This window comes from Erysipelothrix enhydrae (assembly GCF_035066605.1).
Classification (GTDB): domain Bacteria; phylum Bacillota_I; class Bacilli_A; order Erysipelotrichales; family Erysipelotrichaceae; genus Erysipelothrix; species Erysipelothrix amsterdamensis.
The window spans coordinates 1455773-1478390 of record NZ_CP125807.1 but is presented as its reverse complement, the minus strand read 5'-3'; the positions used below and the strand labels follow the sequence as shown (position 1 = coordinate 1478390).

Genomic DNA, 22618 nt, shown 5'->3' with positions numbered 1-22618 from the left:
AAAAGAGAAAAAGACTGTCTTTGGACAGTCTTTTTAAGAAATCGTTGCTCGGATAAATTCTACAGGATCTTCAACCGCACTTGTTGGCATCGTTACCGACTTGCGGAAAATTCCTGGCGTCATGTTCTTTTGTTTCACAAAATTGCGATGAAATGTCTTACTGTTATTATACCCTACCGCGATGCCAATATCGACAATTGCCAAATCGGTTGATAAGAGTAATTCACACGACTTATTGATCCTAAGATAATTCAAGAAGTCTTCAAAGTTCATTTCTACTTGGAAAAGCAGGATGAGATTAAGTTCTACCAGTGGAATGTTGAACTTATCTGCAACTTCTTGTATTTTTAAGTTTTCTTTGTAGTTGTTATACATATAATTTAACACCTGATACGAAAGACTTAATTCTTTATCATTTATAACTTGATGAATATTCCGGTAAATTTTACGATATTCATTTGGCGTTGTACCGATGCGTTCATTATATACTTTTGATAAGTGCGACGCATCCGCAAACCCTGTTAATTCCGCAATTTCACTCAGTGACATTCCTGTATAAATCAGTAAGTCTAACGACTTCACAATACGCATCTCATTAAGTAATGCCGTAAAGGATAAGCCTGTCACATCATAAATATACTTACTAATTGCAGATTCACTCATATAAAAAAATCCGGATAGTTTAGAAAGTGTTAATTTTTCACTTAAATGTGAATATAAATATTTGAAAATCTTATAGCGATGATCGAGTTCAATTTCTTGATTCGACTTCATCTTACATTCCTTCTTATTCGCAAAACGTTGGAAATGAATTACAAGCTCAATAAGTTTATTGGTGACATAAAGTTTTGATAAACTTTGTTCTTCAGGAATATCGAGGTTCGATTCAACACCGACCTCATCACGAATCTCATCTAACACTTTCAAAATAACATCAGCTTCTTTTGAAGTACATTGAATCACGTGATTTTTTTCTAAAGGTCCTGTCACTGCAATCATATCATTACTTGGATTCGCCCCACACTTCATTGCTTGAGAAATGTAATCGATATTATAGATTATGCGTACGAATTGGAGGGGCCTGGCCACGCTCTCAATTTCTGTGATTTCCCAAGGAAGAATTGCGATAAGAGAATTTTCTCTAATAGGATAACTTATACCGTCAATCAAAATCGTTCCTTCACCTTTTTTAATAAAGAGAAAGCGTGACGCTTGATGAATGATCGGATAGGTCGGTAAGTCAATAAATTCCATGTCAAAACTGCAGAGCTTTCGCTTATCGTATCGCGAGCAGTTTTTACCTTGTATTTCAGTTACAAAGTCCATGAAATATACCCCCTTTCACACTTCTTGATTACACTCTTATTGTACACTAAAAAAACACTTTTTTACAGTACCTAGATTGCCCTCTTACAACATAAATTATTTAATCTTAATCGTGTTTCATTTCATAAATAAAACGTGTAAGGATTGGCATCTTACACGTTTTATAAACTTAAAACCGCTTGAAACACCCATTCACGAAACATAATCAACCCCTAGTGCATATCGATAAACGTAAATCAGGATTTGCATCAGACGGATGATTGTTAATATCTTGCTAAATGAAAAAAAGGAATGGAAGGCAACATCCATTCCTTGATTCAATTTTATATTATATCTTAAATTATGAGCATTGCTCCGGTTAGGATAATGACACTTACAAGTGCAATTATAAGAATAATTTTCTTCGAGAATTTAATCCAAGTAGAGTATTCAACTTTGGCGATTGCAAGACCACCCATGATTGCTCCACATGTTGGGGTAAAGAGGTTGACAAGACCACTACCCGCTACGAAGATCATTACCATTACTTCAGGACTGAAGCCTAATTCTGATGCAAGTGGTGCCATGATTGGCATTGACACGGTTGCAAGTCCTGATGAGGAAGGAATAAGGAAAGTTAGTACTAAGTAGAGTAAGTATGCAAGTGGTGCAAAGATTATTCCTGACACCCCTTTAAGTGCATTCGCAGCATTGGTCAAGATGTAAACATCAAGTCCTGTTTCAGTCATAAGAACTGAAGCTCCACGTGCTAATGCAATAACGAGAACTACACTCATCATATCGGCAGCGCCATCCATGAATGTATCGACGATTTCTTTCTCGTTAAGTTTACCAACAATACCGATAATAATACCCATGAGTAGGAACCAAGTTGTTGCTTCTTGGAAGTACCATTCTCCAAACGGAATCCCTGTTAACCAAGCAGTCCAACTATCAAAGAATGTAATTCCAAAGGATCCCCATGGAATAAAGGAAAGAATCATTACTAAGAATGTAATTCCAAACAAGATAAGAACTGTTTTGTGTGTACCTGTTAATTCAACTGCGGTAGCACCTTCAGCATGTCCATAGTGTTTGTTGATTTCATCTTGTTCTTGAAGTGATAGAATCGTTGATCCTTTATCTTGTTTAACTTTTTTAGCATAACTCATTACAAAGTAAATTGAGATGAGAAGTGCAGAAATCCATAATACAAGACCAATTAACATAACAAGTCCATTGTTCACTGGAATGTCTTTAGGAATCGCATCCAATGCTGCACCAACTGCAAATGGGTTAATTGTTGATCCAAGAACCCCAGCTCCCGCACCAAGTAAGACAACTGCTGAACCAACAACAGCGTCAAATCCTGCCGCAACCATGGTTGCAGTAAGTAGTGCGTAGAAAGGCACCGTTTCTTCAAGCATTCCGTAGGTAGAGCCACAGATTGAGAAGAGTGTCATCAATACTGGAATAATGATAAGTTCATTACCTTTAAGTTTTTTAACTAATGCTGCAATCCCCGCATCCAATGCACCAGTTTTTGTTACAAGTCCCAAAAATCCCCCAAGGATCATAACAAACACACAGACATCAATCGCATCTGCAAAACCTTTAACTGGAGCCATCATTACTGTTGATAATGTTGCACTTGTTACATCAGGAATTAATACCGTTACAAGAGCTAAAACAAACAGAATGATAAAAAGAATTGAAAAGGATGAAAGCATTTTTCTAGATTTCTTTTCTTTTGCCATATTTTTCTCCTCCGTATGTCATCTATATAGATTGACTATTTTTTGATGATCGTTCCGGTAACCCCTGCAAGTGCATCTTTTGCTCGTACAAGTGACGTAACAAGAGCTTGACCTTCAGATGCTTGTTCAACAAAGTCGAGACAAGCTTCAATCTTGGGTAACATACTTCCAGGAGCAAAATGGCCTTCCTTGATGTATTGTTTTGCTTCTGCAACATTCATTGTTGCAAGTTCTTCTTGTTGTGGTGTGTTGTAATGAATACATACACGATCCACTGCCGTTAAGATAATAAGCATATCGGCATTTAGGTCAAGAGCAAGCTTTGAGCAAGAACGATCCTTATCAATAACAGCTGCAACCCCTTTATAACCTTCAGCTGTTTCTATAACTGGAATACCGCCACCACCAACTGTAATTACAATATCGCCTTGACCTGTTAATTGCTTAATAAGATCGATTTCAACGATTTCTTTTGGTAATGGTGAAGCAACGACACGACGATACCCTCGTCCTGCATCCTCCATAAAACTGTATCCCTTTTCTGCTGCAAGTTTAACGGATTCTTCCTCTGTATAGAAGAGTCCTACTGGTTTTGTTGGTTTATCAAATGCTGGGTCTTTTTCGTCCACAATCATTTGGGTTACAACACTTGCACAGTGTTTACTTAACTTACGTTTACGCAATTCGTTTTGAATAGCTTGTTGTAGATGATATCCAATGTAGCCTTGGCTCATTGCCCCACATTCAGGAAATGGCATTGCTGGAGTTCCACCGCCATTATTAGCGGCGAACTCCATTGCCAAATTAATCATACCTACTTGAGGACCATTTCCATGACCTACGATCACTTCATAGCCTTCTTCAGCCATATCAACGATTGTTTGTGCTGTTTGTTTAACGAGCTCGATTTGTTCTTCTGCATTATTACCGAGCGCATTACCACCTAGAGCGATTACAATACGTTTTCCCATAGAAATCGCCTACTTAAGTGTTGCATACATCACAGCTTTGATTGTATGCATTCTGTTTTCTGCTTCATTGAAGACTTTAGATTGTTTTGATTCAAACACTTCGTTTGTAACTTCCATTTCTTTTAAGCCATATTTTTCATGGATTTCTTGTCCAATTGTAGTCTTAAGATCATGGAATGAAGGTAAGCAGTGTAAGAAGATTGCATCATCTGCTGCATTTGTCATAACATCACTATTTACTTGGTATGGACTTAAGAGTTTAATGCGTTCTTCCCATACACTATCTGGTTCACCCATTGATACCCAAATATCAGTATAAATAACGTGAGCACCTGTTGTTGCTTTCTTAACATCTTCAGTTAAAGTAACAGTACATCCGTTTTCTTTTGCGATTGCACGGCATTCTTTAACCAATTCTGCGTGTGGCATTTGTGCTTTAGGTCCACAAGCTGTAAAGTTTAGACCCATTTTTGCACATGCAACCATAAGTGAGTTCGCAACGTTATTTTGAGCATCACCCATAAATACAAAGTTTAGACCTTTTAAATAACCGAAGTTTTCTTCAATTGTAAGTAAGTCTGCGATCATTTGAGTTGGGTGGAATTCTGTAGTTAAACCATTCCATACTGGAACGCCTGCATCATCTGCTAATGCCTGAACAATTTCTTGTGCATAACCACGGTATTCAATTCCGTCATACATGCGACCAAGTACACGTGCAGTATCAGGAATGCTTTCTTTTTTACCCATTTGTGAACTACCTGGATCTAAGTATGTAACACCCATACCCAAGTCCATACCTGCTACTTCAAATGAACAACGTGTACGTGTTGAAGTTTTTTCAAAAAGTAATACGATGTTTTTTCCTTCGAGATAACGGTGTGGTGTTCCTGTGAGTTTTAAATTTTTAAACTCTTTTGATAAGTCTACTAAATATCTAATTTCATCTGATGTGAAATCCAAAAGCTTTAAGAAGCTTCTTCCGCTTAAATTTACTCCCATGTGATCTTAATCTCCTTTTATTATTTTCTAATTAAATATCTTCACGAACTAATGGCATACTCATACAACGAGGGCCACCACGACCACGAACAAGTTCTGCACCACGTAACTCAATTAATTTGAGTCCATGTGATTTTAATAACTCGTTACTGATTTCGTTACGGTCATACACAACAACAACACCAGGTGCGATTGTTAGTGTATTGGAACCATCATTCCACTGTTCACGTTCTGAAGCCATCATGTCTTCACCACCACATTTAATTAATGTAACTGGGCGTCCAACATGTTTTGATAAGATGGATTCAAGATCCGTATCAATCTTAACAATATTTACATCTCCATTTGTACCTTTAGTGATCTCAAATACTTGTAGAGGTCCAAGGATACCTGGGTGAATTGTAAATTTGTCATAGTCAACTTGTGTAAATACTGTATCCAAGTGCATAAATGCACGACTACTTGGAATATCAATTGCAAGAATTGTTTCAATCTCTGTACCTTCAATACTGAAGATATTATGTGCGATGTCTTCAATTGCTTGAGCTTGTGTACGTTGTGAAATCCCAATTGCTAATGTTTTAGCATTGATGTTTAGGATATCTCCACCTTCAATATGGAAATCTGCCGTACGGTCATAGTAGTAAGGAACATTTCCTTTATATTCTGGGTGGTATTTAAAGATGTAGTCTGCATAGATTGTTTCACGATTACGCGTTACAGAGTACATACGGTTCAAGCTTACACCATCTCCAATTGATGCAAATGGGTCACGTGTAAAGTAAAGGTTTGGTAGTGGATCTAGGATTAAATCTTGAATCTCTCCAGCCATCTCTACTAATGACTTTTTACCTGAATGATCGAGTTCATGTGTACGAACACCTTCCATAGTTTTTAATACAAGTTCTTTTTCATCTTTGATTGAATCTAAGAAATTGTAAACCATGTCATGTTCACGTTGTGTTTTGATTCCGCCTTCTTCAATGAATTGATTTAGGAATTGTTTACGAAGGTTTGAATCTTTAATAACTTCTGCCATTAAATCTTCAACGTAAACCACTTCAACATCGTTATCACGAAGTGCTTGAGCAAATTTGTCATGCTCATCTTGTGCATCCTTAAGGTAAGGAATGTCATCGAATAGAAGACGTTCTAGTGTATCGGGAGTAAGGTTTAAAAGCTCCCTACCAGGTCTGTGTAATAAAACTTTTTTAAGCGTTCCAATTTCGCTTGTAACTCTAATTGCGCTCATTACGTTTCCTCTTTTCTTTTTTTTCTAGGTTCTGAAAGTGAACTGATCGGGAACACTTTCATAACCGAACATAGAGAGTCTAATTCCCATGGGTTGTGCGACCTTCTATGTTTACATTTACATTGTAAGCGCTTTTTTGAATGCGTGTAGGACAATTAACCCTTTTCAAATTGTATTCTTAGCATTTGCGGGAATCCATGTGATTTTTTTGATTAGTTAGCATAAAACAATTAAAAACCCACTCTTAAGTAGGCTTTTGATAAATGATAGAAATTGTTTTTTAACGAGGAGTACACATAAATTGGAGTACACATAAATTATAGAAAATGGGTCTGAAAATACTGATTTCTTTTAGTTCGTGTCCTTTTCTCGACCTAAAAGTCTCTCTTTTAAGGCCATTCCCCCCCTAAACCCGGTTAGTTTTCCGTTTTTGCCGATAACACGATGGCAGGGTACACAAATCAACAAAGGGTTTTGGGATACTGCTCGAGCCACAGCACGCGTTTTTCGTGTGTCAAACAGCATATCGGAAAGCCCTTCATAACTTATAGTTGACCCGTAGGGAATCGCTAGAAGTCCTTCCCATACTTGACACTGAAATGGCGTTCCAATCAACTTATATGGAAAATCGAATTGCCTGCGGTTCCCCAGTATATAATCATGAAGTTGTTTCACAACCAGCTCACACGCTAAAGCATCGAGTTCCAGATGTTCTACTTTAAATTTGCGTTTAAAAAAATCTAAATCTTGAGCAGTACTTATAAAGATAACGTTTCCTTCATGTTCAACAATCAAGTAGTCTTGGTTCTCGATGCTACAAATGCGTCCAATCATATTTATTCCTCCGTCGATTTATAATACGTGGTTCAACTTCCCATCTTCAAGTTTCCATACTTCATCCGCAATTTTAAGTGTTGAAGCACGGTGAGAGACAATCAAAATTGTTTTATTATGTTTATACTCAACGATAGATTTGAGAATGATTGCCTCGTTGAGACTATCTAAATTACTTGTTGGTTCGTCAAGCAAGATTAAATCACCACCATGTAGGAATACACGTGCTAATCCGATTCGTTGACGTTCACCCGATGATAGATTGCTCCCGAATTCTTCCATCATCGTATCATAGCCTGATGGAAGCGACATGATAAAATCATGAACTGAAGCGTGTTTAGCGGCTTCATAAATTTCCTCATCGCTTGCATCCGGTTTTACGAAAGCGATATTATTCTTAATTGTGTCTTTAAAAATATCGGTATCTTGACTCATCATGCTTTCAATACTTCGTAAATGACCGGTCGTTACGGATTTGATATCCTGATCATTTATGTGCACACTTCCTGCGCTTACATCCCAAAAACGCATTAACAGTTTGAGGATGGTTGACTTACCGGCTCCACTGTCACCCGTTAAAGCAATAATTTTATTTTTTGTAGTACTCATTGTGATTTCTTCTAATATGATTTCCTTATCATAAGTAAAAGTCACATCATGTAATGATGCTTCTTCGAAAGCCTCGTTCGTTCCATCAACAACTTCGTTTACTTGTGGTTTTTCATCCAACAAATCAAGAATGCGCTGACCACTAGCGAGTGTATGGTATAAATCGCCACTTAGATTCGACAAGGCAATTACGGGTCCAAATGAACTCATATGCAAGGTAAACACAAGCAATAGGATATTAAAGTCAAGATTTCTGCCGAAATAAAGAATTGCGAAACCAGACATCATAATTATGAAATCGACGAGCAAGCGCATCATGCTTTGATAGCGGTTGAGTATATCTTGCTTTTCGTTAAGGTCATGCGTGCGTTGTTTAAGTAAATCCATGGTTCGCTGTGAATTTTGGTATTGTTCCAATTCTTCAATGCCACGTATTGAATCCAATACATTTGTGTTTAAATCTCCAAGATCATTTCGTATTTCCAAACCCAATTCATTTCCTATCATACTGGTTATAATTGGTACAATTACACCAACCGAAGCCAATGCAGTAACAGAAATTAAAGCAAGTGTACCCACTTTTAAAGCAATCGTTGTGATAACCGTTGCGGAAATAATCACGGCTATTATAATTGGTGAAATGGTATGTGCGTAGAAAACTTCAAGCAACTCGACATCATTTGTGATCATCGCAATTAAATTACCACGATCTTTTGTTTCGAGTTTCGCAGGTGCTAGCGATCCGAGTTTCGCAAACACTTCATGACGGATGTGTGCTAAGAGTTTAAATGCAATAAAGTGATTTAGAGCTTGTTCACCATAACGAAAAACACCTCGTAACAACCCACACGCCACAAGTATTATCATTAAGAAGGTTATGGAATTGTTCTTGATGATCTCAACAACAATACGTGCAGAAAGGTAAGGAATACCAATTGCCGCAAAATGACCGAGTACTCCAAGCGCAATGGCACCCATCATTGGAAGGTAAAGGGGTCTTACGAATCCTATAAGACTTCCCATAATGCTCAACCCTGTTCGTTTTTTCATCATTCACCCTCCTTTAGAAATAAATAGTTCTCAAGATTTTGTTGCGCTTTTACCAGTTCTTGATAAATTCCAGGTGTTTGCATTAATGAAGCATGTTCACCACATTGAACAATCTCTCCCTTATCAAGTACATAAATCCGATCACAATCAAAGCAATTTGCGAGGCGATGCGAAATCATAATAATACCTTTACCGTCTTTACGTAGCTGTTCAATTGTATCAAGAATAATCATCTCACTTTCAACATCAATATTTGATGTCACTTCATCAAATATATAGAACGGCGTATCATGAACTAATGCGCGAGCAATGGCCAATCGTTGTTTTTGTCCACCCGAAAGATTCGATCCACGTTCCTTAATTTCGCGATCTAAATTTAACTCGAGATTAACGCGGTTCAAGCACCTTTTAAGTTCACCATCGGAATATGAACCACCCATCATAAGATTTTCGCGTACAGAGCCTTTGAAGATGATACTATCATGACTTACATACGTGACATGTTTATAAAGTTGACTGCAATTAATCTCTTGGTCTCCAAAATAGAGATGTCCTAATTTAGGAAGAATACGTCCCATAAGTAATGAGACAAGTGTGCTTTTTCCCGAGCCACTTTCACCGACAATACCGATAAATTCACTGGATTCAGCATAGAAGTTAATATTTGATAATACATTGGTATCGGTATATGAAAACGATACATTTTCGAGTTCATATCCTTTGTCACTGAAAGAATCAGATAATACTTTTTTACATTCAGCATCCGTCGCAAGCAATTTAAACATTTTTTCACTTGCTGCCATACCGTTCATCGCGATATGAAAATAGGAACCCAGTTGCCGCATAGGGATAAAAAATTCAGATGAGAGTAGTATGAATAAAAGCATTCCAGTTAACGATAAGGATCCATCTTTATAGGCGAAAACTGAAATTACAAGTGCTAACATTGCACCACCATACGCAACCAAATCCATTACAGAAATTGAGTTTAATTGCATTATAAGAACACGCATGGTTACTTTTCGAAATGATTCAGCATCCTCATCCATTAAATCTTGACGTACACCATCCGCATCGAAGACTTTTAAAGTCGTAAGTCCTTGTAAATTTTCAAGAAAATGATCACCCAATCTTGTGTATTGTGACCAATATTTATTAAGTAATTTTTTTGCGAACTTCTGAACAATGACAATAGAAATCGGAATTAATGGTACGCAAATAAATAGGATTAATGCAACTTTAAATGAATACTGAAGTAAAAATATAAAAAGTGTTAATGGGGCCAGTAAGCTGTATATAAATTGTGGTGTGTAGAGCGCAAAGTAGTTTTCAAGTTGTTCAACGCCTTCTGTCGATACTTGCGTAATTTCACTACTCGATAATACAGTTTGATAATCTGATCCAAGTTCAAACAATTTCCCAAAAATGAGTGAACGCATCTTAATTTTGACGCATGAGCTTGTTCTTTGCATCGCCCGTGAACTTTTATAAAGAGCAACCCCTTTTACAAGAAGGGCAATCCAGAAATAGAATGGAATTTCAATCGACACTCCCGAATTTATATCTACTAAAACCATCACAAAAACTTGCGTTAATATGATATTCGCAATTAACGCCAACCATTTATAAAAAACCGTCTCTACGATCGGTTTTTTTGCTTCCTCAACAGTCTTTATGAGTTGAATATTGATCATACTTTAAATCCTCCAGCGCAGTCTCTTCATCTTCATCTGCAATTTTGAAGATGAAATAATAATATTTAAATAAAACAAGCAAGCCGATAATAATGCGCGCATAGAAATTTTCGGAAAAATAAAATGCACAAGTCATCATCAAGGTAGCAATGATAAGAATTTTTTGTTTACTCTTTCGTTTCATCGTATGTTTTGTGACAAAATCATCAAGATGATTTTGGTAAACGGACGTGTGTGTTAACCATTGATGAAAACGGTCAGAGCTTTTTGCTCCACAAACAGATGCACACAATAAAAATGGCGTCGTGGGTAATACAGGTAGGAATATCCCCAACAAGGCTAAGCCTAAAAATAACAATGCTAAAATCATCATAAATGTTCGTTTCATAAGTCACCTCGTCAAAAAATTATAATCGATAAACAACCGATAAATCGTGTGAAATCATTTGAATTTGTGTAATTCTTAACCCAAACCAACAAATCAACATCGAAAAGGCCACACTTGTGCAAATACTCCTCATATTAACAACTGTTTTGCAAGCCGTAAAACTTGTATTATTTTATCTTTAATCTGTTAGACTCACGTGATATAATTTCCAAGTAAAAAAATAGAGGTATTAATATGGGATCATGGATTATTACATCAAAAACAGTTGGTTTACGCATTGATCATTTTTTAAATGAACATTTAGACCTATCACGAAGTAAAATTGCGAGCATGATAAAAGATGGCACAATTTTATGTAACGACATGGCTACCAAAGCGAATTATAAAACAAAGCTCAATGATTGTATTACCGCTTCTACTTACCAAGTTAAAGCATTGGATATCGAACCGGTAAAAATGGACATTGATGTGGTATACGAAGACGAGTACCTTCTTGTCGTGAATAAACCAAGAGGGCTTGTCGTGCATCCAGGTAATGGTGTAAAGTCCGATACGCTTTTGCACGGATTGCTCCATTATCTAAACGCTAATTCCAATCACTATATTCGCCCCGGATTGGTTCACCGCATTGATCGCAATACCTCAGGACTACTTGTAATAGCCAAAGACGATAAAACGCATCAATTTCTGGCTGAGCAGTTACTCGATAAAACGATGAATCGTACTTATTACGCGTTAGTTCATGGCGTCTTACCACAAGCACACGTTCTGATCGATGCACCCATTGGTCCAGACAAATCAAACACCAAAATAATGACAGTAAATCAAGCACGCAGTAAACCTGCACGTACTCATTTTGAAAAAATTGAAACATATATAAACTCGAGTTTGATTCGCTGTAAGCTTGAAACAGGAAGAACACATCAAATTCGTGTACACGCCTTACATGCAAACATCCCTCTTCATGGTGACCCACAATACGGTCATCCTTCAGACATTGATAAAACCGGACAGTATCTTTGTGCAGCAAAGCTTGAATTCGTACATCCAAAAAGCGTGAAATTAATGCAATTTGAAATACCGCTTCCAAGTTACTTTCGAGATAAAATTACCGAATTATCAAATTCATGATTCCATAAAAAAACAAACACAAATTACATGTTTGTTTTTTTATTATGATTCAAAACGATTTATAATTTTAAATATAATACCCATTCCAAAAGCACCTAACGCACTCCATAAATAGAGCTTAAATGGATTATGCTTTATCGTAATAGACATACCTACACGATTTTGTATGAACGTCATGATAAATGGTGAAACTAGATACAGAATCAACATCATGATTGACGATATCATTGCGATGTTTCCAAATAACTTCGACCATTGCCATCCACGATTCATTAAAACTAAAATAAGAAGAGTCACTGCAAGAATTAGAATCGTTCCCGTTATTATTTCACGACGCATCTTCGTAAACCCATTAACATAAGATAAAATGCGTTGTTGCTTCGGCGATAATTCTTGTTGAACACGCGTAACGATTGTTTCGTAGGTTTGTTGGAACTCAGGATTATTCAAAGTTTCTTCCACAACTGCACTCACTTCCTCAACCGACACACTGCCTTCACTCAGCGTTTCAATTTCGGGTGCATACGATTCAATATAGGCTTGGACATCTTCTTTAAAAGCGGTCTCGTTCATGCTCATTCCACCAGAGACCACATCATTTAATGCGTTGGTTACCAAAGTTTCAGAAATCTCTTGGAATTTAGGATCACTAATAACCTGTTCTTGTAATGCATCAAATTCAGCTTGTTTTGTTTCTGGAATTGAACTTCGAATGGGTTCAAAATAATGTGCTACTTGCGATTCAACATTCACAAATGTTGGTTCAACCAATGATGATAAATTATCTAATTGCGATTGCACCATCAAAGTTCCAACCAGTACCATCGAAAAGACAATGACGATCAAACTCAGAAATCCATTAATGATTTTTTTCATAATCCACCTCAATTTCTATTATACATGAATAAAATCATTACGGTAACAGTCTTTGGTTATGCTCACGCGTGCGATCCAATGCTTCTTGAAAGCGTAATGCATCAAAATCTGCCAATTTTCGACCCTCAACACTCTCACAATATTGCGTTAAGGCATGAATCAGAAGATCCCCAATATAACGAGGTGTTAATGCATAACCCGTAAGAAGATCCAATGACTGCATCGAATGTGGATTCACATCCACAACATCGCCACGACATTGCGAATAAAAATCACGAACAAGTTCACCACGTCGTAATTGATCACCACAAACACTAATGTAACATACCATCGAAGTTCGAGAACCTGATCGCCGTTGAGCAGTACCGCAAAACTTTTGACCATTAATACTCATATCCGTATCGCCAGGACAATAGGCTCCCTCAACCTTAAAAATTTCAATTTCATTGGAAATGGGCTTGAGTGCATCACGAATAAAATCTCCATAGAATTGATAGTTATCATTCATGGACTTCGATGTATGAAAAAGGAGCGACATATTTAAAACACCTTCATCCGCTACAATCGATCGACCTCCAGAGTTACGAATTGTAACCGGAAGGTTGTTCGCTCGATAAAAATCAAGACCTTTTTCAAAATCATCCATCCGTACATCATCTACGCCCATATTTATACCTTGGTGTTGAAAAAGATGAAGAATCATTTCATCTTCCGCAACATTTTTTAATGAATATGCATCAATTGCGGTTGATACAAAAGCATCTTCAGGTTGACCGATTTCATCTATAATAATTCCCTTCATAATATCCCCTACTTTCTAACTAAATTTTAGGTTTATCACTCCAACAAGTCAACAACCATGACCTTTCACAAACACATGCTATAATTATGATAAAGGAGGAATACCATGCAAAAACAACAACGCGATGTACTCGAGCAACTTTATCTTTTATATCAAACACGATGTGACCGTAACGACTGTTCGCGAACTGTTTCCAATTTCAACAGTTCATTCATTGAAGAAATTGCATCAAATCTCAATATCGATGCAGAACAAGTTACCGAAAGCATTACATTACTCCAATCTGAAGGTTATACAAAGTTATGGGTTATTGGTGGTTTCGAACTCACTCGCAATGGCATTCGTGAAGCACAACGTCTTTTTGAGTAAGATGTTTATAAAAAACGCCTACATAAAATGTGTAGGCGTTTTTTAATTGATTTTAAGTTACTTCTTTATAAACGTTTATTCTTATTTCGTCGACGCTGCAGATCAATCAAGACTGCACCCACACTAACCAATAAAATTGCACTTCGTTGTAATTTCATTGAAATACCAGTACTTGGGAGTTTCTCTTTCTCCGGTGTAGGGTCTGGATGCGGGCTCGGATCTGGATCCGGCGTTGGATCTGGATCGGGTGTTGGGTCTGGATCGGGTGTCGTTGGAATTTCTTTGTTCTCGACTCGAATAGTAATCCATTCTGGTTCACCCTCGCCAGAAGTTTCTACAACAAATTTTATATCGTTTTGTATGCGTTGGTAACCTTCTGGTGCTTTTGTTTCCCGTACATAATAGACTCCTGGCTTTAAGCCAGTATATGTAATTCGTCCAGAATCTGATGACTCAAGATTATCAACAACGATGTTACCATCAGCGTCGTTGATTGAGAAAAATGCACCTTTAAGTGGTTTCGTCTGTACATCATATTTTAAAATCTGAACGCGTCCTTGATAATTTATCCATTCATATTGAGAAATCCCTGTTTGATTTTCATGTTCATCCTGTTCAATCTCAACAGCAACCTCTTGAGTATCCAAAATATAATCATCTAAGGTTTTCGTTTCACGGAGTGTATAACTACCAACTTTTAAGGGTTCAAAAACAAAAATCCCCTCTGCGTTCGTTACGCCGGTAAGAATTGTCCCATCTGATGCTTCAAGTTCAAATGAAACACCTTTAAGTGGCATACCTGCTTCATCTACTTTTTTCACTTCAAAGTTAAAGGGATGATTTACCGCAGTAATATCCAAATGACTGTTAATATCTGCACTTATATGAATTGGAAGTCCTTCACGTAATTTAGCATCAATTGCATATCCTTTTGGTGCTTGTGTCTCAATGAGCACAAAGTCTAGATATGGAAGGCGTGCAAACTCAAGTTTACCTTGAGCATCTGTCGTTCCTTGACGCCATTCAACTCCGTTTTTATCAATCAGTTTGAAAATTGCTCCTTCTAACGGTTTACCGTCAGGAGATTCTTTTTGGATCGCAAGTGTTCCGGTTTCACCCGTACCACCACCCCATAATCCTCCAAGTTCGATTGCATTTTCATGTTCACTTTCATGACTCTCTTCATCAATATTGTCACCACTCAACTGAATTTTATTTGTTGCATCTTCATTTCCTTGAGTCTGAGGACTCGCTATGCTTTCATAGTCCAGGAACAATGCGTGTTCCAATGTATTCTTAAATACAATCTCAAATCGTTCTTGAGCCCCTTCATTAAAGAATTTCAACTCATAATCTGATGCCTTCAACGCATCACCGCGTGTAAACGTAACCGTTCCATCTGCTTCTTGAGTCACAACCGCTTCGAACAATTTAAAACTATCACGATCAAGCACTTGGTTCGTTGATGGTGTATCTGTAATTTTAGCATTCAGTATTGTCGATTGAGATTGGTTGAGCACAACATTCCATGATAGCTTCAAACCATCACGAATTCCCGATTTTGAAACCAAATGTCCACCGAAAGGTATCTCTACGATATCTTCTAAAATAAAACTTTCATACTCATTCGTAAAAATTGCTCGGTTTTCATATTCTTTTTCAACAATATCTCCGGTCACAGAAGTTTTATATTCTACGACAAAGCGCACATCGTCCGAACTGTCCTTAAACTTAATGTGTAAATAATCTTTATCTGAATCCGGTTTCCACTCTTTAAAGGTTTGATCCATATCTGCAAGAGTCATAGGCGCACTTAAGATTGGTTCACCCGAACTATCAAGAGTATATCGATACACAACCATTGATTCTGGAACATATTTTTGACCTTCTAAAATTACGTCATAAAATGATGCATCCAAGAAATCATGTTTTGCATAGTTTAAAAGAACGGTCCATGTAATTTCTTGGGTCTCCGCATTATACGATCCTTTTTTGCTTCCACTGTTATTAACTTCGGGACGGATAATTTGAGTCGCATTGCCCTCTGTCGTATAATCATTTCCTTCTTCCGACCAATCCATTGTTACTTCATTACGGAAGGTATTGGTTGAAAGGTCAGCGATATGGAAAGCAGTTTGATAAAGAATCTTCACATCCTTATTCGCATGATCACCAATTCTAATTGTAAAGTGATTTTTTCCTTCAACGTAATCGAGCGAATAATCTCGTGGACTTTGTAAGAGTTGTCCGGATGCACCGATTAAACGCAGTGTTTCAGGTAAAAACTCTGTGTCATTTGGAATTATATCGTTAATCACAACATGTTGAATATTATGGGATTCTTTATTAACACGAATTGTCCATCCAATCCGTTTGTTTTCATAGTCAACACCTGCTGACTGTTTTTCTAAATATTCTTGTCGAACCGAGAACCCACTATCAGAATAATCATCTTCATAGCGAATACGATTCGTAAGACTTAGGTCATGATCGACAATAATGCCATCTTTTATTTTTGTTTGATATTCAATAGAAACTTCGTCCGTAAGTGTACCTGTAATCTCAAACTTCATGTTCTCATCGGTACCACTGGTATTTGGACTTGCGGTAATTGTATGAGGTTGCGTAATTGAGATTGATCCCTCTACATAATCATGTTCCGCAGAAATGCGATCATAAAGAACCGGATTTACTAATGTTTGCTTACCACGGTTAAATGCAACCTTCCACGTAATGGTTCGGCTATCTCGATCATATCCAACCATCGTTTTATCAATCACTTTAGGATAGAGCGTTGTCAGTTTTTCGCTGGTATCTTCGGTCTCTCCATCTAAATCAACTTTAACTTTATTGATGACTTCATGATACTGACCTGGAGTTGGTTTATATTCTGCTTTAAACTGTGTTACAACTTCAAAGCGAATCCCTTTTTGGAATGATTTTAATACAATTAGAGTTGTATCCTGATTTTTAGTAACACTTTCAACGAGTTCGTTCCAACGTGTACTTCCCTCTAAAATTTCAGGTCCTACATTTGTAATCGCACCTTTATAATCAGCTTCAAACTCATAGAGTTTAAGACTGACAAGTTCCATATGTTCTGGCAACATTTCTTCAATCGTTGCCTTTGTACGTGGCTTCATTTGTTTATTGATATCGATATTCCATGTTGCAATCTTACCCAATACCTCGGGCATCGACCCAGATTTATCGACAAGTTTTTCATATTCTGATTCTAAGACAACAGTCAATTCGGTTTCTTCTGTATCGGGAAAGATAATCACCGTACTACCACTTTCACCGACTTGTTCTTTATCAATTTGAGCATTAAAACCGAAAACACCTTTGACTTCTGATGCTTCAAATTTTGTATCAAAAACAATACGGGCACGATAATTTCCATCATCACCCTTTAACGTTTCATAATAACCAACACTGCGTTCTTCGATACTACCATTTTCAGTTTTAATTCGTAATAACAAGGTTTGTGTCCCAATGCTATCTTGAGGTACCATAACTTGAATTGGTATTTTAAATTCAAAATAGTCACCCGGTTGGATTGTTGGTATAAACGCATCGTCTAAAGACCAATCTAATTTAACTGAAAAGCCATTAAGATCGCTACCACTTATGGTATTTTCAGGATCTAATGCTTCATTCTGACTGGTTTTAAAATAAAAACGACTCTTGATATTGGAAGCATCTAATAGATTTGATGCTTCCATTGGAGTCTGAGGGTTTTTTTGCTCTGATTTAACGGGTGGTGTTTGTACCGTTTCCATTGGTTTTTCAATGGATTCCCCTCGGTCACCTGCCACCTCATCTTCAATGCTTGTTTCATCTATTGAAGATGATTGCGGATGTTCTAAATCTTGTGGTACATCATCATCCGACGTTATATGATCTTGGACAACAGATACAGCAGATTCTGAATCTAAATTCGAACCTTTTGCATCGATTTGGATAGAGCTTAAAGACATTGAAACAACTAAAGCACATAACAATAAAAGTTTCTTCTTTTTCATAAAAAACCCTCCTAATGTCATTATTGTATGGACCCAATTTTAAGTCAACCATTTCACACATTTATCAGAAGCGAAAAAAAAGGAGCTAAGCTCCTTATTCAAACGTGTTTTCAATTATTTTTTTCAGTTTTTCCTCGTCATTAAATTCAAATTGATCTACAAGACCTGCATCCAAGTGCGTTAAGAAACGACTATTTCCTGATGCATCTACGGCAATGATCGCCTCGCCATCTTCCGATCCAGCATAAGCACGTTCGATATTATTAAAACCACGTGCATTTGCTTCTTCCATGATTTTTCGTGCAAGAAATTCTCGTTTATCGATATACGATTCTACTTCTTCATTGGTTACTATATATGCATCAACTTGTGTTGCATCATCAACAAGTCCTGTCTCCGGACTATCCATATATACTACAGGAATAACAAAAACAGAAATTCGCTCATTAGGAACAAACATATGCTTGGTTATGGGCACTTGTTTTCCATTGTAGTGTATCTCTTCATAATCACCGAGAGAATCACGATTGATCGAATAATCAACAAAAGGTTCCTCAACCCCATCAATTTGGTACTGTTCAACTTCAATATGAGGAATTTGTTTGATAAAGTTAAGCGCATTTGCTTCCGTATCAAAGACCCCTAATGTATGATGACGCTCATACTGCATTACTTTAACAATATACATTGTGCTACTCCTTATGACGCTCTAGCGCCTTAAATGATTCTTGAATCTTTTCTACATTAATATTACGTCCAATAAGCACGAAATGACTTCGACAATCCCCAATTTCATCGCCATAGTCGATCATAAAAGTACTTGCAACGCCTTGAACTATGATGGAGGTTTCAAGACCCTCTACCGATAAAATCCCTTTATAACGAAGTAAATCATGTCCCATCACTTCAACCAAATCCACAAGCCAATCTTTAAAATCCGAAAAAGAGAGTGGATTTTCTGCATAAAGCGTTAATGTATCAACATGAGAATGACGATGATGCTTTGTTTCTTGTGCTTGATCTATAACGGATTCACTCAGTGACGCATACTTGGTGTGGGATGCATCAAAACGATCTTCATTCAGAAGATGGATGTACGTTTGATCTTGTTTTAAAAGCGAAACAGGAGCTAGAGGATTAACCGCTTTAAGTTTCCCTAATAAGTGATAAGGAGTGCATTGCGTTTTCGTAATATAGATGCGATCTGCAAAAGCAATTTGTTCTAAGGATTCTCGGTAATTTTCAAGTGCTTGTTCCCCATTTACCGCATCCACAAGGGTTATGATTTCATTCAAAAAGAACTGTTTCTGAATGGGTTGTGATTTTAATATTGTTTGAATTAAGGGATTCACTTCCGCCAAACCACTTGTTTCAATAATAATAGATTTTAACTTCATATCTTGCGATTCAAATTGCGTTTTTAAATCTAAGATGGCACGTTCAAATTCGCGATCGTCAACACAACATAAGCAAGCACTATTAATTTCAAAAATTCGATCTTGTTCGTACTTAATAAATGCTTTATCCAAGTTTACTGATCCGATCTCATTAATGATCAAACCGATTGTATCCTCTTGAGACTCGCGCAGTATTTGATTGATGAATGTTGTTTTACCAGATCCTAAAAAACCAGAAATAATCGTAATGGGTATCATAACGTCCTCCTTATTATTATATATATTATGCGTGAGTGACTGCTTCCATGCAAGTAAAAAACGACTTAAAATGAAATATATCGATACATTGTATTCAATTCCAACAAACTAGAGAGGTTTGTTTGACAAAACCGGTTTACTTAATTAGAATGGTTAGTGTTGTCGTCACCATATGTGATGATTTGTGGAGGAAAGAATAATAATATGAAAAACAAAACAATCTTAAGAACCTACTTTAGCTTCTTCTTAAGTGGGATCTTTATCCTAGGTATTGGTGCAATTATGCCAGACCTTATTACGAATTTGAATCTATCATACAGCGATGCAGGAACATTGCTCTCAATGTTTGCGGTAGGTAACCTACTCTCAAACTTTATCAGTCCTTTCGTATCCGAACGATTTGGAAATAAAATAGCAATTGGAATCCTTGCTGCACTTGTTCCCTTGAGTTTCTTATCAATCGTTGTGTTTACAGATTCAATCCGTAAAATACTATGGCTTGGCTTTATTTTAATGGGTATTGGTCGCGGTGCTGTAAGTATCTTGAGTAATGCCATCGTAAATGATTTAAGTGATAATAAATCACGAGACATGAATATGCTTCATACAATCTTCGCAATCGGTGCTGGACTTGCATCCTTTGTGATCATCGGCCTAAAGAAAATCGGGTTTGACTTTAACCAACTCATCTTATTCTTAACAGCCATTACAACAATCTCTTGGATTAACTATCTAACAATGGATCTCGATTTAAATGGACAACAAAAAAATACAAATGTTGTGGAAACACAAAAACTAGACTTTGCATTCTTTGCAGTTGCATTTGTAATGTTCTTCTATCTTGGACTTGAAAATACCATTAATGGTTGGTTTATGACTTACCTAAAGAGTATGAATATTCTATCCGATGCATTTGCAGCAACACTTGTCTCCTTAACATGGATTATGATCATGATTGGTCGATTAGTCACAGCTTTTATTTCTCAAAAAGTTAAAGGAACAAAATTAGTACTTATTTACACAATTGGAGCTGCATTAGCATTCTTCGGTCTTGTCGCAACCATGAATCCTGTAATTATTACCATTTCAATTCTTGGTCTTGGTTTATGTCTTGCAGGAATCTATCCTACAAGTATCGCGAACACATCTAAGTACGTTATTGGAAATCAAAAACGATTAGCGCTACTCTTAACATGTGCCGCTTTAGGTGGAATTATTACACCACAAATCATTGGTTCAATCGCAGACCGTACAAGTATGGTTTTCGCAATTAATGTTCTCGCTATTAATGCAATTGCCATGGTTGTATTTGCATTTATATCAGATCGCAAATTAAAATAATTACACAAACCACTTTATTTCTAAAGTGGTTTTTTTATAGAAAAAACCCAATTCAAAACGAATTGGGTTTTTAAAAACTTAATACTGTTAGGATTCAATTGTAAGAATAATGTCTTCTTCTTCATGTGTTGCAATCTTACTTCCAATAAGTACCACACCCACATAGATCATGAAATAACCACATGTATAAATAATACTTGGTACCCCATTTAGAAAACTCAGAGCTGTTGGTGGTGCAGATACATAGCCATAATTTGTGTGGAGTACATGATTAATAAAGCTAACCACAACAAAGTAGGCTCCCACCATTTTTATAACACCTATAGTTGCGCTTTCTTGGATTGAATAATGATAACGATACTTCATGTATAAAGGAACCAAAATCATCATCGAATGACCTACAAAAAATTGAATAAACATAGCATTTGGAAAACTAAAACCACTGGTATCTGCGAGGATTAAGGCCGTCACAGCAGCGGGAATTCCAAGAAGTGCCAAGACTTCATAGATGCGTTCCTGTTTTGTAATTAACAGGATGATCGTCATGATTTGTAAGATCCGACAAGGATAAAGCGGTAACGCATCATTCAACGTTAATTGATGATTCATGCCATACCAACTATAAAGCAAGATTTGTTGGATAAAATAAAGACCAAGGAAAATCCAACGCAAGGATTGGTATCCACCCAATGCGATTTCTTCACGTTTTTTAATCAATAATCCGACACAAATTCCTACCATGACTAACATCAAGATATGAATGGGTGAGTAAATTTTAAAAGGATTCTGACTAAAGTATAAATTTTCAATTAATCGATTCATAAAAACTCCATTTTCTAATTTTTAACGTAGATTTTATTATACCCTATTTCACCATAAAATCACACTGATATTATGAGTATATAGACGAACTTGATAATTACAGGTTACTTTGTTTTATTTATAAACATCACTAAACGATTCGTCGAGTATTTAAAACAAAAAATGTATCGGAGTCGATTCAAAAAAACACCAAATATTCTTTGGCGTTTTTTTAAAATCGTGTCAGATTTATTTCAAGATTTGAGAACTATTCCACCGATAAGTTCTTAATAGATGCTGAATGCTTGTTTTTGGCGGTATAACTTCGATCATGTGTATAGCAATTTTTTAAATACAGATGCGCTGCGGTCTCAGTTGTAAGGATGAGTTTGTATATCTGACTTCTTCGAACATATCCTTCCACTTCTACAAGTAGTTTTGAAGCCAATCCTATTTTTCGATAGGGCTTCTTTACGCAAAGCTCTCTTACAAATACAACCTCTTCTCTGAAAAACCAGTTTGTAAATGTCTCGACCCGAAACATTATAAATGCAATGAGCTTCTCATCCTCTTTGAATGCGAATACTTTATTATCTCTTTCATCATTCATTGCTTCAAAAAACTCATCTTCTTGATCCATCTGATATCCAGATTCATTAAAATCATCAATACTTACTTTGTTCATATATTTACCTGCCTTTAAACCTTTATAAAGGTAGCACTCTAAAAATATCAAAAGGTTATTCGAAAGACACA

Annotated in this window: 19 protein-coding genes; 3 read left to right on the top strand and 16 right to left on the bottom strand. The window is 36.6% G+C overall.

Going from position 1 to position 22618, the window contains the following annotated elements; genetic code table 11:
- Positions 1–33: 33 nt before the first annotated feature.
- The 9 genes from LLS04_RS07225 to LLS04_RS07185 all read right to left on the bottom strand — a co-directional run bounded on the left by LLS04_RS07225 (position 34) and on the right by LLS04_RS07185 (position 10862).
- A complete protein-coding gene (locus tag LLS04_RS07225) occupies positions 34–1326 on the bottom strand; it encodes an AraC family transcriptional regulator (protein WP_323611044.1) in 1293 nt (430 codons plus the stop codon).
- Between the two features lie 335 nt (positions 1327–1661).
- Positions 1662–3062: a YfcC family protein gene (locus tag LLS04_RS07220; RefSeq protein ID WP_323611043.1), complete on the bottom strand. Its 1401-nt coding sequence runs from the start codon at positions 3060–3062 to the stop codon at positions 1662–1664.
- 35 nt (positions 3063–3097) lie between these two features.
- Positions 3098–4033: a carbamate kinase gene (gene arcC, locus LLS04_RS07215; RefSeq protein ID WP_003773516.1), complete on the bottom strand. Its 936-nt coding sequence runs from the start codon at positions 4031–4033 to the stop codon at positions 3098–3100.
- A gap of 9 nt (positions 4034–4042) precedes the next feature.
- Positions 4043–5035: an ornithine carbamoyltransferase gene (gene argF / locus LLS04_RS07210; protein ID WP_003773514.1), complete on the bottom strand. Its 993-nt coding sequence runs from the start codon at positions 5033–5035 to the stop codon at positions 4043–4045.
- A 31-nt stretch (positions 5036–5066) separates the two neighbouring features.
- Positions 5067–6287 carry an arginine deiminase gene (gene arcA / locus LLS04_RS07205; protein WP_323611040.1) on the bottom strand — a complete coding sequence of 407 codons (1221 nt, stop codon included), beginning with the start codon at positions 6285–6287 and terminating at the stop codon, positions 5067–5069.
- 351 nt (positions 6288–6638) lie between these two features.
- Entirely contained in the window at positions 6639–7121 is a 483-nt protein-coding gene (locus tag LLS04_RS07200) for a methylated-DNA--[protein]-cysteine S-methyltransferase (protein WP_323611039.1), read from the bottom strand.
- 18 nt (positions 7122–7139) lie between these two features.
- Positions 7140–8780, bottom strand: a complete 1641-nt coding sequence (locus LLS04_RS07195) for an amino acid ABC transporter ATP-binding/permease protein (protein WP_323611038.1) — start codon at positions 8778–8780, stop codon at positions 7140–7142.
- Complete coding sequence (locus tag LLS04_RS07190) at positions 8780–10474, bottom strand: ABC transporter ATP-binding protein/permease (protein WP_323611037.1); 1695 nt, start codon at positions 10472–10474, stop codon at positions 8780–8782. Before LLS04_RS07190 ends, LLS04_RS07195 begins: the two co-directional genes overlap by 1 nt.
- The gene (locus LLS04_RS07185) at positions 10443–10862 is read right to left on the bottom strand and encodes a YbaN family protein (protein ID WP_323611036.1); all 420 of its coding nucleotides are present in this window, start codon (positions 10860–10862) and stop codon (positions 10443–10445) included. Before LLS04_RS07185 ends, LLS04_RS07190 begins: the two co-directional genes overlap by 32 nt.
- A gap of 234 nt (positions 10863–11096) precedes the next feature.
- Between LLS04_RS07185 and LLS04_RS07180 the strand changes: the two genes are divergently transcribed.
- Complete coding sequence (locus tag LLS04_RS07180) at positions 11097–11993, top strand: RluA family pseudouridine synthase (RefSeq protein WP_323611035.1); 897 nt, start codon at positions 11097–11099, stop codon at positions 11991–11993.
- 42 nt (positions 11994–12035) lie between these two features.
- On the opposite strand, the gene LLS04_RS07175 is transcribed toward LLS04_RS07180, so the two are convergent.
- Both LLS04_RS07175 and LLS04_RS07170 read right to left on the bottom strand, forming a co-directional pair.
- Positions 12036–12869, bottom strand: coding sequence for a hypothetical protein (locus LLS04_RS07175; protein WP_323611034.1), 834 nt, complete (start codon positions 12867–12869; stop codon positions 12036–12038).
- Positions 12870–12906: 37 nt separating this feature from the next.
- Positions 12907–13671, bottom strand: coding sequence for a lipoate--protein ligase family protein (locus tag LLS04_RS07170; protein WP_323611033.1), 765 nt, complete (start codon positions 13669–13671; stop codon positions 12907–12909).
- 105 nt (positions 13672–13776) lie between these two features.
- On the opposite strand from LLS04_RS07170, the gene LLS04_RS07165 reads away from it, so the two are divergent.
- On the top strand, positions 13777–14040 hold the full coding sequence (locus LLS04_RS07165) for a helix-turn-helix domain-containing protein (protein WP_323611032.1): 264 nt from the start codon (positions 13777–13779) through the stop codon (positions 14038–14040).
- 65 nt (positions 14041–14105) lie between these two features.
- On the opposite strand, the gene LLS04_RS07160 is transcribed toward LLS04_RS07165, so the two are convergent.
- From LLS04_RS07160 to LLS04_RS07150, 3 genes are all read right to left on the bottom strand, one after another.
- Complete coding sequence (locus LLS04_RS07160) at positions 14106–18065, bottom strand: SpaA isopeptide-forming pilin-related protein (RefSeq protein ID WP_323611031.1); 3960 nt, start codon at positions 18063–18065, stop codon at positions 14106–14108.
- Positions 18066–18159: 94 nt separating this feature from the next.
- Positions 18160–18753, bottom strand: coding sequence for a hypothetical protein (locus LLS04_RS07155; RefSeq protein WP_323611030.1), 594 nt, complete (start codon positions 18751–18753; stop codon positions 18160–18162).
- A 4-nt stretch (positions 18754–18757) separates the two neighbouring features.
- Positions 18758–19720 carry a CobW family GTP-binding protein gene (locus LLS04_RS07150; protein ID WP_323611029.1) on the bottom strand — a complete coding sequence of 321 codons (963 nt, stop codon included), beginning with the start codon at positions 19718–19720 and terminating at the stop codon, positions 18758–18760.
- Positions 19721–19924: 204 nt separating this feature from the next.
- Between LLS04_RS07150 and LLS04_RS07145 the strand changes: the two genes are divergently transcribed.
- Positions 19925–21061 (top strand): MFS transporter, encoded by a 1137-nt coding sequence (locus LLS04_RS07145; protein ID WP_323611027.1) that lies wholly within the window; start codon positions 19925–19927, stop codon positions 21059–21061.
- Positions 21062–21148: 87 nt separating this feature from the next.
- Here LLS04_RS07145 and LLS04_RS07140 read toward each other — a convergent pair whose 3' ends face one another.
- Both LLS04_RS07140 and LLS04_RS07135 read right to left on the bottom strand, forming a co-directional pair.
- Entirely contained in the window at positions 21149–21883 is a 735-nt protein-coding gene (locus LLS04_RS07140) for a YwaF family protein (RefSeq protein WP_323611025.1), read from the bottom strand.
- Between the two features lie 247 nt (positions 21884–22130).
- Positions 22131–22547 carry a GNAT family N-acetyltransferase gene (locus LLS04_RS07135; protein ID WP_323611024.1) on the bottom strand — a complete coding sequence of 139 codons (417 nt, stop codon included), beginning with the start codon at positions 22545–22547 and terminating at the stop codon, positions 22131–22133.
- Positions 22548–22618 lie beyond the last annotated feature (71 nt).